14 protein-coding genes are annotated in these 14,485 nt (G+C 40.0%); 2 read left to right on the forward strand and 12 right to left on the reverse strand.

Annotated features, from left to right (window positions below; translation table 11 throughout):
- Position 1: 1 nt before the first annotated feature.
- The 6 genes from FHG08_RS01355 to rplU all read right to left on the reverse strand — a co-directional run bounded on the left by FHG08_RS01355 (position 2) and on the right by rplU (position 5,048).
- Positions 2–1,942 (reverse strand): methyl-accepting chemotaxis protein, encoded by a 1,941-nt coding sequence (locus tag FHG08_RS01355; RefSeq protein WP_178956610.1) that lies wholly within the window; start codon positions 1,940–1,942, stop codon positions 2–4.
- 192 nt (positions 1,943–2,134) lie between these two features.
- A complete protein-coding gene (locus FHG08_RS01360) occupies positions 2,135–2,509 on the reverse strand; it encodes a DUF3718 domain-containing protein (protein WP_010391650.1) in 375 nt (124 codons plus the stop codon).
- Between the two features lie 82 nt (positions 2,510–2,591).
- Positions 2,592–3,083, reverse strand: coding sequence for a type 3 dihydrofolate reductase (gene folA, locus FHG08_RS01365; protein WP_171039647.1), 492 nt, complete (start codon positions 3,081–3,083; stop codon positions 2,592–2,594).
- Positions 3,084–3,157: 74 nt separating this feature from the next.
- Complete coding sequence (gene cgtA / locus FHG08_RS01370; protein ID WP_178956611.1) at positions 3,158–4,309, reverse strand: Obg family GTPase CgtA; 1,152 nt, start codon at positions 4,307–4,309, stop codon at positions 3,158–3,160.
- A gap of 153 nt (positions 4,310–4,462) precedes the next feature.
- Complete coding sequence (rpmA, locus tag FHG08_RS01375; protein WP_008114963.1) at positions 4,463–4,720, reverse strand: 50S ribosomal protein L27; 258 nt, start codon at positions 4,718–4,720, stop codon at positions 4,463–4,465.
- Positions 4,721–4,736: 16 nt separating this feature from the next.
- Positions 4,737–5,048, reverse strand: coding sequence for a 50S ribosomal protein L21 (gene rplU / locus FHG08_RS01380; protein WP_138609006.1), 312 nt, complete (start codon positions 5,046–5,048; stop codon positions 4,737–4,739).
- Between the two features lie 423 nt (positions 5,049–5,471).
- Here rplU and ispB point away from each other — a divergent pair, with 423 nt between their 5' ends.
- The gene (gene ispB, locus FHG08_RS01385; RefSeq protein WP_138764886.1) at positions 5,472–6,443 is read left to right on the forward strand and encodes an octaprenyl diphosphate synthase; all 972 of its coding nucleotides are present in this window, start codon (positions 5,472–5,474) and stop codon (positions 6,441–6,443) included.
- Positions 6,444–6,519: 76 nt separating this feature from the next.
- Here ispB and mdh read toward each other — a convergent pair whose 3' ends face one another.
- On the reverse strand, positions 6,520–7,452 hold the full coding sequence (mdh, locus tag FHG08_RS01390) for a malate dehydrogenase (protein ID WP_008466462.1): 933 nt from the start codon (positions 7,450–7,452) through the stop codon (positions 6,520–6,522).
- A gap of 225 nt (positions 7,453–7,677) precedes the next feature.
- Between mdh and argR the strand changes: the two genes are divergently transcribed.
- Entirely contained in the window at positions 7,678–8,145 is a 468-nt protein-coding gene (gene argR / locus FHG08_RS01395; protein WP_008466460.1) for a transcriptional regulator ArgR, read from the forward strand.
- Positions 8,146–8,200: 55 nt separating this feature from the next.
- Here the strand turns inward: argR and FHG08_RS01400 are convergent, their stop codons facing one another.
- The 5 genes from FHG08_RS01400 to FHG08_RS01420 all read right to left on the reverse strand — a co-directional run bounded on the left by FHG08_RS01400 (position 8,201) and on the right by FHG08_RS01420 (position 14,361).
- Positions 8,201–9,100, reverse strand: coding sequence for a Dyp-type peroxidase (locus FHG08_RS01400; RefSeq protein ID WP_138764887.1), 900 nt, complete (start codon positions 9,098–9,100; stop codon positions 8,201–8,203).
- Positions 9,101–9,139: 39 nt separating this feature from the next.
- The gene (locus tag FHG08_RS01405; protein WP_138764888.1) at positions 9,140–10,195 is read right to left on the reverse strand and encodes an ABC transporter ATP-binding protein; all 1,056 of its coding nucleotides are present in this window, start codon (positions 10,193–10,195) and stop codon (positions 9,140–9,142) included.
- The gene (locus FHG08_RS01410) at positions 10,196–11,827 is read right to left on the reverse strand and encodes an iron ABC transporter permease (RefSeq protein WP_178956612.1); all 1,632 of its coding nucleotides are present in this window, start codon (positions 11,825–11,827) and stop codon (positions 10,196–10,198) included.
- Positions 11,827–12,831, reverse strand: a complete 1,005-nt coding sequence (locus FHG08_RS01415; protein ID WP_178956613.1) for a Fe(3+) ABC transporter substrate-binding protein — start codon at positions 12,829–12,831, stop codon at positions 11,827–11,829. The genes FHG08_RS01410 and FHG08_RS01415 overlap by 1 nt, the downstream gene beginning before the upstream one ends.
- Before the next feature lie 843 nt (positions 12,832–13,674).
- Positions 13,675–14,361 carry a tRNA-uridine aminocarboxypropyltransferase gene (locus FHG08_RS01420; RefSeq protein ID WP_178956614.1) on the reverse strand — a complete coding sequence of 229 codons (687 nt, stop codon included), beginning with the start codon at positions 14,359–14,361 and terminating at the stop codon, positions 13,675–13,677.
- Positions 14,362–14,485: the final 124 nt, after the last annotated feature.

A 14,485-nucleotide genomic window follows, 5' to 3' on the forward strand; every position in this document is an offset into this window, starting at 1 on the left:
ATTAATCGCTGTTGTTATCTAAACCTAAACCTTCTTTAATAGATGTCATTTGCAACTCTAATTGCGAGCCTATATCAGCAACTAATTCACTCGACTCACTTACTTGGCTTTTCATATCATGCATTGATAGAGTAAAGTCACTAAGGAAATTACTTTGTTGTTTAGCCAATTCCATTGCATCAATCGCAACTTTATTAGCCTGCTGCGCATTATCTGCAACTCCTTCAGAGTTTGCTTTAAGCTCTTGAGCATTTGCAGTTTGTAACTGTGCATCCTCAGTTAATGCATTGATTTGTTTATAGACTTCTTGAGAGTTTTCGCTTAGTAGCGCCAATTGATCATTAATCTCTTTTAACGAACCTTGAGTCTGCATAGCTAATTGCCTTACCTCATCAGCAACCACGGCAAAACCTCGACCTTGCTCACCTGCTCTTGCTGATTCAATCGCAGCATTGAGCGCGAGTAAGTTTGTTTGCTCAGCGATGGTACGTATGACCGTAATAATATTGCTTACTCCCTGTACCCCGCTCAGTAATTCCTGAACACTATGCATACCTTGCTCAATTCGCTGCTGTGTATCAGAACTGGCATTAAGCATACTTTTGGCAAAACCAACACTTTGTTGCATTGCTTCATAAGTACTTTGAGCATTTTCAGCAGCTTGAGCATTGATATGATTAACCTGCTCGCCAAGTTGCTGAATATTAAGAAGCAGTTCTTCATTGTGATTTACCTGCTGATAACTCGCATTACTTTTTTGACCTATCGTGTATAAATGCCCACTCATCTGCTGCATGAAATCACTGACTACATTAAGCATATCTGCTCTTTCTTGCGCTTCCAAACGCTGGCGTTCAATTAACTGGTTAAAATACTGCGCTATTTCACCCACCTCTGTTTTAGGGTTATTCACTGTAATATTTTTTAACTCATTACTTTCGATTAAGAATGCAAACCCATCTCGCAGTTGTCGTAAAGGTTGTAAAACCTGTTTACGTTGCACCCAATAAACACCAAAAGCTAATATTACTAGTCCACCTATTGCTATTCCAAACACCCAGAACACTTGTTGCTTTACGGTATCTTGCTGCGCTTTTAATGTTTGCTCTGCCTCAATCACTGTATTTGATAGTAAGCTAATTTGTTCGCGTAACTCATTTGTTCCTGAACGACGTAGTTTTGATTGCGATAAAGTACTGCTTAAATCACGCAGATAACGTTTAGGCCAACTCACCAACTCTGCTTTTATTTCAGCAGCCAAATCTTCAGGTTCTTCATCTACAAATAAAGCAAATTCATCAACCTCAGTCATTACTCCTAAGTTAGGTAGCTGCTCAATTTTTACAGCTAGTAAGTTTAGGGTTTTTATACTTTGTTGCAGGTTTTTCTCTATCTCAGGTTGGTAATTATTTAGCAGCTGATAAGTCGATAGTGATAAATTAACCACTTCACTGTAATAATCACTCGCTAATTTATTGTAGCTAAGAGCGTTACTGGCTTGCGTTGATGCTTTTTGCGCATAATTCATAAGTGAAGAGGCTGAGCCGGCCATTTGTCTAAGCGCGTTATCTAACAGCGCAGTTTCATTGCCAGAGAGTTTTCCAAGTGATCTGTATTTACCATTAATATCTGTATCTAATAAAGTTAATTGTTCAGCTAAACGAGCTTCTAACTCATGAGGAAGCACCGTTAACTGTTGCGCTTTAAGTTGCTCAATCAAGGTAGATGATTGTTTTAAGTATTGGCTATTACCTTGCGCTAAGTAACTCTCTAATTGATTGGCAAGCTCAACCATTATGCTATTTTTTAAATGGCTGTATGCGCTATCTTGTTGCTGAAGCTTTAGTAATGTATGGCTTGCCCATAACAAGGTCGCGGCTAGAAGGATACTTGCAAATGTTAGTAAAATGGCTAGTAAACGGGTAAAAAATGATACACGCATAAATATATCTCAAAACTGAAATACACATAGAGTATTGAATTTTTATGACATATTTATGTAACAAGAGTAATAAGGATAAATACGTGAGGGAATTAGACTTAAAGGTAGTTAGACAGGATGTAAAATGACAATTTATCTAAGTAAATAAAAAACCGCGTTTAAACGCGGTTTTTTTATTAATTAAGCTTTTATTTAAAGGCCTGCACGGTCTTTAATAATAGGGATTAAAGGTGAGCCTGCATGATTTGCCTCAGCCCAAGCAATATCTGCACCGTCTTCAAGTGAGCTCTTAGATAAGTTTTTAACAATGTACTCGCCTGTATCAACTGCATTACTTGCAACAGCATGACGCAATAAGTTATTACCATTACAAAAAACTGCATCATAGATATTACGAACTTTCACACGTGAACTTTTTAATTTGCTACGTAGACGGTTTTTATCATCACCAGCAATGTATTCACAAACTGAAACAGCTAACTGGTCATTAGCGCTTGCAGGCGCAGTATAAGCAAACGAACCCGCTGCAATAGCAGCAATTACAACTAGTTTCGGTAATTTAATCATTGATTGGACACCCTATATTAATACTTTTTTCGTACTCGACTGTTTAATATTGTACCAACACGCTCAGATTTTGGCAATAATGTTAAGAGACTTTATTCAAAGTTACGAATTTATAACTATATTTATTTTTCTCATCAGGCGCCATCAACATTTCATCTTCAATTTGCCAATTTGCAACACTTTGGTAATCAGGAAACTGTGTATCCCCTTCTACATCTAAGTCTATAAAGGTTAGATATAAGCGATGTGCTTGCTCTAAGAACTGTTGATAGATGTTTCCACCACCAATAATCATCACTTCGGCAATATCATTAACAAGCTCAAGTGCAGCTTCAGGAGTAGTTACAGTTTCAATTCCTGGTGCTTGATATTCAGTATTGCGAGTAATAATAATATTACGACGCCCAGGTAGCGGCCTACCTATCGATTCAAATGTTTTACGCCCCATAATAACGGGCTTACCAGAAGTTACTTTTTTAAAGTGCTGAAGGTCGCCAGGTAAGTGCCATGGCATTTTATTATCTAAGCCAATGACACGATTGTTTGCCATTGCTGCAATCATTGAAATTATCACACTAAATACCCAATACTTTATTATTAATCAAAGAAAAAGGAGCGTTAGCTCCTTTTAAATATATACAATTATAGTTAACGCTCGTAGACAACTTCTACGTCGTAATCATCTTCATCCCAATCATCCCAGTCATCATCATCGCCTTTAGTGGCTTTTTGATGGTAGGTATCCCACTTAAATTCAACTTCTTCATCTGCAACTTCAACAAATTTTTCTTTAGGCATGTTATCAAGTAGCGTCATGATGTCGTGAATTAATGGCTGAGTATTTAATTTATTAATTGCAGCAATACTATAAGTATTTTCAGACTCACCTAACTCTTCTGCAATTTGCTCACATAGAGATTTGGCTTCATCTTCAGGCAATAAATCAATTTTATTAAATACCAACCAGCGCGGCTTTTCAGCAAGCTTAGGACTGTACTGATGTAGCTCATTGATAATTGCAAAAGCATTATCAACAGGGTTTGAGCCATCAACTGGCATAACATCAATAATGTGTAATAACACACGACAGCGCTCTAAATGCTTTAAGAAACGAATACCTAAGCCTGCGCCGTCCGATGCACCTTCAATTAAGCCAGGAATATCGGCGATGACAAATGACTTATTTGCTTCAGGACGAACAACACCTAAATTGGGGATAAGCGTAGTGAATGGATAATCTGCTACCTTTGGTTTTGCAGCCGATACACTGCGAATAAAGGTTGATTTACCGGCATTAGGTAAACCCAGTAAACCTACATCAGCGAGTAGCATTAGCTCTAATTTAAGGTTACGCACTTCACCAGGTGTTCCGAGTGTTTTTTGACGTGGGGCACGGTTAGTACTTGATTTAAAACGCGCATTCCCCAAGCCATGGAAACCGCCTTTTGCAACCACAATTCGTTGACCATCTTGGGTTAAATCCCCTAATGATTCTTGCGTATCAACATCAATGATACGTGTACCTACCGGCACTTTTACAATCAGATCTTCACCTTTTTTACCGGTACAATTACGGCTTTGACCGTTAGTACCACGTTCTGCTCTATGAAAACGCTCAAATTGATAGTCAATAAGGGTATTTAAGTTTTCATCAGCTTGTAGATAAACACTACCACCGTCTCCACCGTCACCGCCATCAGGTCCACCATCTGGAACATATTTCTCACGACGAAAAGACACGATGCCGCTGCCACCGTCACCAGCTTCTGCGCGAATTTCTACTTCATCTACAAACTTCATGATTACTCACTTTAGGGATTGGCTTGTTAATAACTCTATTATATACCTAAGTGGCCTATAGAGCACACTGAGCATAAAAACACTTAGGTATATATTTAGAGCTGCCTAAAACAAAAAACCCCGCAAAGGCGGGGTTTTTAACTACCTTACTGATTACTCAGCTACGATAGTTACGTATTTACGGTTTAAAGGACCTTTTTGTTCAAACTGAACTTTACCATCTGCTTTTGCGAAGATAGTGTGGTCTTTACCGATACCTACGTTTGCGCCTGGGTGGAAACGAGTTCCACGCTGACGAACAATGATGCTACCCGCTAGAACTGATTCGCCACCAAAACGCTTAACACCTAGGCGTTTGCTTTCTGAATCACGACCGTTACGAGTACTACCAGCTGCTTTTTTATGTGCCATTTCTAAGTACCTCTAATTAAGCGCTAATGCTAGTGATTTTAACTTCAGTGAACCATTGACGATGGCCCATTTGCTTACGAGAATGCTTACGGCGTCTAAATTTAACAACCTTAATTTTCTCACCGCGACCGTGTGAAACAACCTCAGCTGTTACTTTACCACCGTTTACGAACGGTACACCAATCTCGATCTTCTCACCATCAGCAACTAAAAGTACTGAATCAAATTCCACTGCCGCACCAGTTTCAACGTCTAATTTTTCAAGACGAATCGTTTGACCTTCAGTCACACGATGCTGTTTACCACCACTTTGGAAAACCGCGTACATAATTAACTCCGTCTGTGCACCCTCAAATCGGCGCAACTAAAATATTCTTCGATAGGGCGCGAAGTTTACGCTAACGCGAAATAACTAGCAAGCCTATTTTTATAATTAAATGAATAAAAAGTAGCTACATTGAGGGCAATTCAATATTTCCCCTATTTTATATGAAAATCCCCCTTTGCCAAGCGCTTTTTAACGGTTACAGAAAATAAATTTGTAATAACAAAGCAAGCCCATGTAGTTCAATTAACCGCCAGGGGTGATTCAAAATTAAACCACGCCGTTTAATCATTTATTCAGCTAGTTAATAGGTCATTTAACCTACTTAAGGGTGTTTTTTTAAGGAATCATCACAAAATATCGAGCTGATGCGTTTTTTGTTGTACAATCTGCGCCGTTCACACATTAAAATTGGCTCGGAGATCAATGGATATAAAAGCTATCCAGGCGTTAATCGAAAGCGATATGAATGACGTCAATCAACTAATACATGCGCAAATGCGCTCAGATGTGGCGTTAGTTAATCAACTTGGTTTGTATATTGTTAACAGCGGTGGCAAACGTGTTCGCCCCATGTTAGCTATTTTGGCGGCTAAAGCGCTAGGTTACCAAGGCAAAGATCACATTACGCTAGCAACAATTATTGAATTTATTCATACCGCAACGCTTTTACATGACGATGTGGTAGATGAATCTAACTTGCGCCGTGGCACACCCACAGCAAATGCCGAGTTTGGTAATGCCGCAAGTGTCCTCGTGGGAGACTTTATTTATACTCGCTCGTTTCAGCTAATGGTAGGCCTTGGTAAAATGCAGATAATGCAAGTGTTGGCCGATGCAACCAATATTATTGCTGAAGGCGAAGTGCTGCAATTAATGAACTGTAATGACCCAGATACTACTGAAGCCAGTTATATGCAGGTTATTTACTCTAAAACCGCTAAGTTATTTGAAGCTGCAACCGGGCTAGCTGCCATTATAACTGAGCAAGATGACAGTGTATTAAACGCACTCAATTTGTACGGTATGCATTTAGGCACTGCTTTTCAGTTGGTGGATGATGTTTTAGATTACAACGCCGATGCCGACCAACTGGGTAAAAACATTGGTGATGACTTAGCTGAAGGCAAACCTACATTACCACTAATTTATGCCATGAAACACGGTAGCGAGCATCAAACACAGTTAATAAGAGATGCAATAGAGCACTGTAATGGTATGGCGCATCTAGATGAGATACTCGCTGCACTTAAACATACCAATGCCCTTGAGTTCACTATGCAAAAAGCAGAGCAAGAAGCAGAGAAAGCGATTGCTTGTTTAGATTGCTTAGCTGAGTCGAATTACAAGCAAGCATTAATTAGCTTAGCTAGAATAGCGGTTGATCGCGACCACTAAGTTATACTGTGTAGATAATTCCGAGCAATAAAAAAGCCTGCAAATGCAGGCTTTTTTTATGGGTTAATTTTGGCTATTACGCCATAAAATCAACACCTTCTTTAATGTCTTTTTTCAGAGTTTCAAGCATGTCATTTTTTGCTTGCTCTTCAAATGCGCTTAGTGTGCCGTAAGAAAGAATTTCTTCTACGCCATTTTTACCTAAACGTACTGGATGTGCGAAGTACTCTGCATCACCATTTTCAACAGCAACGTATGCATAATCTACAACGTCTTCACCTTGTAAGCCTTTAACTAAAGACATACAAAAACGTGCAGCAGCAGCACCCATTGATAATGTTGCAGAACCACCGCCCGCTTTAGCATTAACTACTTCAGTACCCGCATTTTGGATACGTGGAGTCAGTGCAGCCACTTCTTCATCAGTGAAAGTAACACCTTCAACTTGAGAAAGTAACGGTAGAATAGTTGTACCTGAGTGACCACCAATTACTGGAACTTTAACGCTTGCTACGTCAACGCCTTTAAGCTCAGCAATGAACGCTTCTGAACGGATCACATCGAGTGTTGTAATACCAAATACACGCTTAGCATCGTAAGTTCCTGCTTTTTTAAATACTTCAGCAACAATTGGTACAGTACCGTTAACTGGGTTAGTAATAATACCCACAAGCGCTTTAGGACAGTTAGCAACAATGCCTTCTGCTAATGTTTTGATGATACCAGCGTTAACATTAAATAAATCAGCACGATCCATACCAGGCTTACGTGGCATACCCGCTGGAATAAGAACGATATCACAGCCTGTTAGTGCCTTATCTAAATCGTCTGCACCAAAACCTGCAACTTTAACATCTGTTGGGATGTGAGAAAGGTCAACAGCAACACCAGGAACTACTGGCGCAACATCATATAGTGATAATTCAGAGCCAGCTGGTAAGCCTGTTTTTAATAATAAAGACAACGCTTGACCGATACCGCCTGCAGCACCTAATACAGCAACTTTCATTGGAATTCTCCGTGATTTGAGGTAGGAAATATTTGTGGTTCATAAGATAAAGAAATTAACGACTAAAAACAAATTTATCCTGCTTATTTTAGCTATATTTTCGACCATAGTTGTAAACTTTGCTGTTTAAACGCAGCAAAATGGCAACTTAAGCAAACATCTGCTGCATAATTATGCATTTTTGTGTAGAATTTGCAGTATCTATTACATAACTAATTAGACACTATGCAACCACAAGATAAACAAGAAGCATTGGTTAAAGCCTTTAAAGCACTTTTAAAAGAAGAAAACTTTGGCTCACAAGGCGAAATAGTTGATGCGTTAAAAGAGCAAGGCTTTGATAATATTAGCCAGAGTAAAGTGTCGCGAATGTTAAGTAAGTTTGGCGCGGTACGCACCCGTAATGCAAAACAAGAAATGGTATACTGTTTACCCGCTGAAATGGGGGTACCAACCGCTAAGAGCCCGTTGCGCCAGCTCGTTATTGATATTATGCATAACGAAATGATGATTATTATTCGCACCAGCCCTGGAGCTGCTCAACTCATTGCGCGTTTACTTGACTCATTAGGCAAAGCTGATGGCGTATTAGGCACTATTGCCGGCGATGATACTATTTTTATAGCACCAGCTAAAATCTCAGAAATAGACCTCACACTAGAGCGTGTTCGTATTTTATTTGATACGGTTTAATCACTAACGCTGTAATAAAGACGGCTATGAATAATACATAGCCGTTTTGTAATTGTTATAACTGCTTTAAAAATCGTACTGAGGGGGCAAAAAATGCAGAGCCCATATCCGCCTGAGTAAAATCAAGCCAGTGATCATAATTCTCTCCCTGCCCTAGTCGGCTAGTTAGCACTTTTTCGAATGCATCCCCTTTAGCAGAGCACGTAATCACTAACATACCTTGCTCATACACATCGCCATAAGGCATGCTTTGGTTAAGTAACAGTGCCTGACCTTGGTCATCTTTTAATTCACTGCGGGTCGCATGGCTGCTCTCAAGTGCGGGGCTGAGTAAGGTATTATCAAGGCGTGTGCGACCCATTATTTGCTCTTGTTCATGTAATGACAAATGCTGCCACAAGCTCAAGTCATGTTTGAAGCGCTGCACATGAATGTAACTACCTTGGTCTTCAAAACTATCCGGTTTGTTTATTAATGCCGTTACACGCTTTTGACGGCCATGTGGGGTATCGCCCGCATAAATAAAGCCATTAAAATCACGGCCATCTAAAAAGCGAAAATTACGAATTTGCTCCACCAGCTCAACATCAGGGGTGAATAGTTTGAGTATTTGTAGTGCAAACAAATGATTCACGTCTTCTCTGTCTGAGCGGATTTGCACAAACAAATCACATGGCCTTGCACTCATAACAAAGTCGCTATGGGTAATATTAGGAAAGCTTTGCAGCTCACTTGGCATGAAGTCAGGTAAAATATGTGGCCAATATTGCGCACCAATTGCCACCATGCAAGAAAGCATAGATTCAGAAAACTGATCACTAAACTCATCTTCAATATCGCTCACTTTTTTAAGCTTAGCGCGAAGTGATTCGTCGTGACCGTCAAGTACATTAAAAAATAAGTGCAAACCGTGTAAGTTTGCTTCAGCACAAATCCCTGATTGCGCTTGCACCATTGTTATTCCTTACTTTTTAGAGCAAAACACAGTGATTAATTACGATTCAAAAAAATTCACAGTGTGCGGTTTTATTTTTATTATAACCTGTTCATTAATTTCAAATGACTGGCCATACTGAGCTGCAACTTCTATTTCTTGTTCAGCAATAACCACAGTGTATACATAGGCAGAGCCGATGAAACGACTACTTAGTATTGTAACGCACTCACACTGCAGCAGCTCGTTATTGTTATTAGTGGCAAGCTCAAGCTGGTGTGGACGCACATAAATAACCCCCTTTTCAGCCACTGCGTGTTGCTGTGGCAGTATTGACTTAACCACACCAAACTGCGTTTCATATTCAGTGGCTGTTAATGCAGTTGCGCTTAAGTATATGCCCTGACCCAGAAATTCTGCAACCTCCTTTGAACTTGGTTTAGCAAAAAGCTGTTCTGGGGTGCCTTGCTGCGCAATTTTACCTTGGTGCATAACCGCAAGTGTATCTGAAAATGCAAACGCCTCTTCTTTTGAGTGAGTAACAAATACTGCCGACACTTGTTGAGCTTTAATAATACGTCTTATATCAGCGATTAACTCAAATCGGACTTGGGTATCAATATTAGAAAACGGCTCATCTAACAATAGTAAGCTGGGTTTATAAGCTAATGCACGCGCAATCGCTACCCGCTGCTGTTGACCACCTGAGAGTTGATGTGGATATCTATCTGCGCAGCCAACCAAGTGCACAAGTTTTAACATTTCATCCACGCGAGCCTGTTTATCCGTTTTGCTCATACCGCTTAGACCAAAGCCAATATTATTCGCCACCGTTAAATGTGGGAACAATGCGTAGTCTTGAAACATCATGCCAATATTACGATGCTCTGGTGACACAAACGTATTGGCGTCACTGACTAACTTACCATCAATAAATACCTGTCCTTGTTTGGCTTCAATTAACCCTGCAATGGCTTTAAGCGTGGTGGTTTTGCCGCAGCCACTGGCACCGAGTAAACACACTATTTCGTCTTTACCTAAGGTTAAGTCTAAATCATCTACAACCTTAGTCCCGTTATATGCATAGCTCACACCTTGTAAAATCAAACTACTCATTTAACTACGTTGCTCCATTGAACGATTAATAAAATATAACGGAATAAAACCTACCACCACTATAAATAAAGCTGATATGGAGGCCAGCTCTAATTGTTCATCGCTAACATATTGAAACACGTGCGTAGCTAAACTTTCAAAATCAAAAGGCCTTAGCAGTAAGGCTGCGGGCAGCTCTTTCATACACTCAATAAATACCAATAAACCAGCGGTTAATAAGCCTCGGCGTAATAAAGGCAAATGCACTAAGCGTAATGTGTGGCCTTGGCTTTTCCCCATTGACTGACTTGCCATATCAAGCGAGGGGCTAATGCGTGAAAAGCTCGACTCTATAGCACCATGAGCCACGGCGTAAAACCGCACTATATAAGCAAAAATAATAGTGAGTAAGCTGCCAGTCAGTAATAGACCAATATCTAAATCATAAGGAGTCAGAATGCGGTTAATAGTATTTTCTAATAGGGTGAGTGGCAACAATACAGCAATCGCTAATACTGTCCCAGGGAGTGCATACCCGGTACTTGCTAAGCGCCCAGGTATAAGTGGGTTTGCTTGTTTTGCAATGCGCTGATAAAACACCACTAAAACACTCAAAACAATAGTCACTACACTCACTACTGCGGCCACTTTCAAACTTTGCCATGCATAGCTAAAAAATTCACTACTCCACGCTTGATCAAAATACGTGATTGCATACTTGAGCAAAACAACCATGGGAATAATAAATGAGATTATTAAAATAAGGCTACAAAACCCCGTTGCTAACCATGCAGACTTACCTTTAAGAATATAAAGTGCCTCACTGTTCACACTCGATTGACGTTCAAATACAGCTTGGTTACGACGGCTAAAACGCTCGGTGATCAATGCTAAGAATAGCAGTAACAACATCACCCCTGAAATTTTTGCTGCCGCAGTTAATGAGTAATAACCAAACCAAGTATCGTATACTGCGGTGGTTAATGTACTGACTGCAAAGTAGCTAACGGTAGCAAAATCAGCCATGGTTTCCATGCTGATCAAAGCCAGCGCAGCAACAATAGCACCACGAGAAAGCACCAAGCTTACTTTAAAAAAGCTTTTCCATGCACTTAATCCCATTAATTGGCTTGCTTGAACTAATTTAAAGGATTGTTCACGTAGTGCGGTTTTAAAAATTAAATATAAATACGGGTAGAGTACCAGCGCAATCATGATGATAGCCCCTGGCAAAGTGCGTATATCAAAAAACCAGTAATCATTGGGTGATTGCCAACCAAACCATTCTCTTAGTGTTATTTGTATCGGCCCCGCGTAGTCGAGTAAATCCGTGTACACATAAGCAATAATATAGGTAGGCATGGCAAGCGGCAGCATCAGTGCCCATTCAAACTGTTGTTTGCCAGGAAAACGGCAATAAGCGGTGAGCCAACCCAGTGGCAACGCAATCAGACAGCTAAGTAACCCTACACCTAAAACCAGCAATACGGTATTACTTATATAGTCCCACAGCACGGTATTCCACAGGTGAGTAAATACCTCTGAGTCGCCTTGTAAAGATTCTACTAGCAGAAAAAACAACGGGGTCGACAGTAATAACCCTGTCGACCACGCAATAAGCTGCCACTTCGACAGCTGAAATTTATAAGTCATTAAAGATCGAACTTCACCTCATCAATTAGCTTAAGGGCTAACGGACGATATTTGCTAATTTCATCAAGCGGTAAGCTGTCTTCCTTAAAGCTTCCCCATGATGCAACCAAACTTGAAAGCTTAACACCTGGCTTGACCGGGTACTCCATATTGAGCGAGGCATACATATTTTGCGCCTTATTGTCGGTCATATACTCTATAAGTTTCAAGGCATTTTCAGGGTTTTTAGCATACTTAGTAATTACCGCACCCGATACGTTAATATGCGAACCACGGTTAGTTTGGTTTGGAAAATTAATATTAACCGCATCTGCCCACGGTTTTTGCGCTTCATCTTGCAACATTTTACCTAAGTAGTAACTGTTACCTAAAGCTAAATTACATAAACCTTCTTTAACGGCTTTCACTTGCGCACGGTCATTTCCCTGCGGCTTACGCGCTAAATTCGCTTTTACACCCTCAAGCCATGTTTTAGTCTGTACTTCACCATGATGAGCAATCATAGAAGCCACTAACCCTAAATTATAAGGGTGTTTACCAGAGCGAGTACAAATTTGACCTTTATATTCAGGTTCGGCTAAATCTTCATAACTCAGCTCAGGTAATGGACCTAAACGCTCTTTTGAAGAGTAAACATTTCGCACTCGCTTAGTGAGCGCCACCCACTGACCATCGCCATCACGAAATGCAGCCGGCACATTATTATTAACCTGCTCACTATCAATTGTTTGCGTTAGCTTTAGCTCTTCTAACTGAATTAACGCACTAAAGTTAGAGGTTAATACTAAATCTGCTTTGCTGTGCTTGCCTTCACGCTTAACACGTTCTATTAAGCCTTTTTTAGCAAACACAACATTAGTTTTAATGCCTGTTTGCTGTGTAAAATCATCTAAAATAGGTTTAATTAAAAAAGGTTGTCTAAATGAGTAAATATTCACAACATCGGTTGCAACAGCAGGTGCTGAGACAATTAGTCCAACGACAAGCGCTAGTGTTTTTTTCATATTTTCTTACCTGACTAATAATTATTATCATTAATTTTACCGCGATGAACTAAAAAGTGCACACTTTATATAATTACTTAGTGATAAATACGCCCAAAAAAGAAAACCCTTGTAAGATATCTCTTACGCTTATGGCAGTAAATGAGTAAAAACACTCTGCATAACACTCCACAAACATAGCAAGCCATTGTATTTTAAGTGATTTATAAATATTTCATTTGTAAGAACATAAACCATAAGCGGTTTTATCCTACATTTACTGCAAATCACTCTCTATAATTAACCCATAAATAAGCAACGACGCTTACCGAGTAAATGGAAACGGATTAACTACTCGAATACCAAGGTTTGGTTTTTAGGATAACAGGGATTTAAGGACAGGCTCAGGATGAGTATCGCAATGGATTGTTGCACAAGGGATAGCATCAGGATGATGCATAATGGATAACAACATCGGAATAGTTGTTTATAAAGGATAGGGAACAAGAAGGACAGGCCCTTAGGGCAACACAACGGAATGGTAACAAAGGGAATGCACTCGGATGTGCAATAAGGATTGGTAATAGATTTTACCTTACAGGATGTTTTAGGGATTTATGGAGACAGGCCCGGATAGCCTATATTACATAGAACTAGAAAGTAATATTGTAATAACACGGATCGTAAAAATTGGAGTTGATTAGGTTCAATTGCAGGATGCAACAAAGTTAGAAGATTCCGCAAGCGCGACTAGAGATGGTTCGCGCTTTTCTTTTGCCTGAAAGTCAGCGGTCAGCCAAATTATATATGTTTAGGCTATACTCAAGCGTAAAATTCAGCTTTTTTGTATTAATACCCTGCACTTTATTCCGGCCTGCCTTTGTTACGCTTACCAAGTAAATAAGCGTCGCGAAACTTAATAAAATGCTGTTCTAATTTAGTGCTCGCATCAACTTCACCAGCCAATGCTAATACCATAATAGCCACTTCTGCCGTACCTAACTGATGAGCATGAGGCGCTACACGTAATCGGTAATCAGAGAGTTTTTCTGCGGTAATAGAAAGCACAGGTAAGTTATCTAAATAAGGACTCTTACGAATCATTTTTTTAGCTTCTCGCCATGTACCATCTAAAAATATAAACAATGGCTGTTTACCTGCATGCGTTTCAACCTGGGTTACCACCCTATCAGTTTCAACATCTTCAGCCGGAAAAATCACAAAAGGCTGATATTTATCATTATTCAACAATGCTAATAAAGCAGGATCTGGGGAGGTTCTATCCCAACGAAACGCATGATTATCAGGCACTATTTCCGCAATTAAACGCCCTGTATTAGACGGTTTAAAACTTTCATTGTGATACATAAGTAAGCATACTGCAGCGCTACAGCTTGCGTACTCAGCGCCCTCACAAATACAGTAATGCTTGGCAATTAAGCATTGATCACAACGATCCATTTTTCCACCACGGGCATTAAACTCACGTCGAGATTCACTTATTTGCTGAGCTCGTAATGCTAAAACTGAATTTTTTAAACTCTGGGTCACTGTGGTTAATTACCTATAAATTGATGGCTGCGCATTGTAGCTAAAATAAAAGGAAATAGATATCTGCGGGCTGCGGGCTGCGGGCTGCGGGCTGCGGGCTGCGGGCTGCGGGCTGCGGGCTGCG

Source organism: Pseudoalteromonas sp. Scap03, assembly GCF_013393115.1.
In the GTDB taxonomy this organism is placed as follows: Bacteria; Pseudomonadota; Gammaproteobacteria; order Enterobacterales; family Alteromonadaceae; genus Pseudoalteromonas.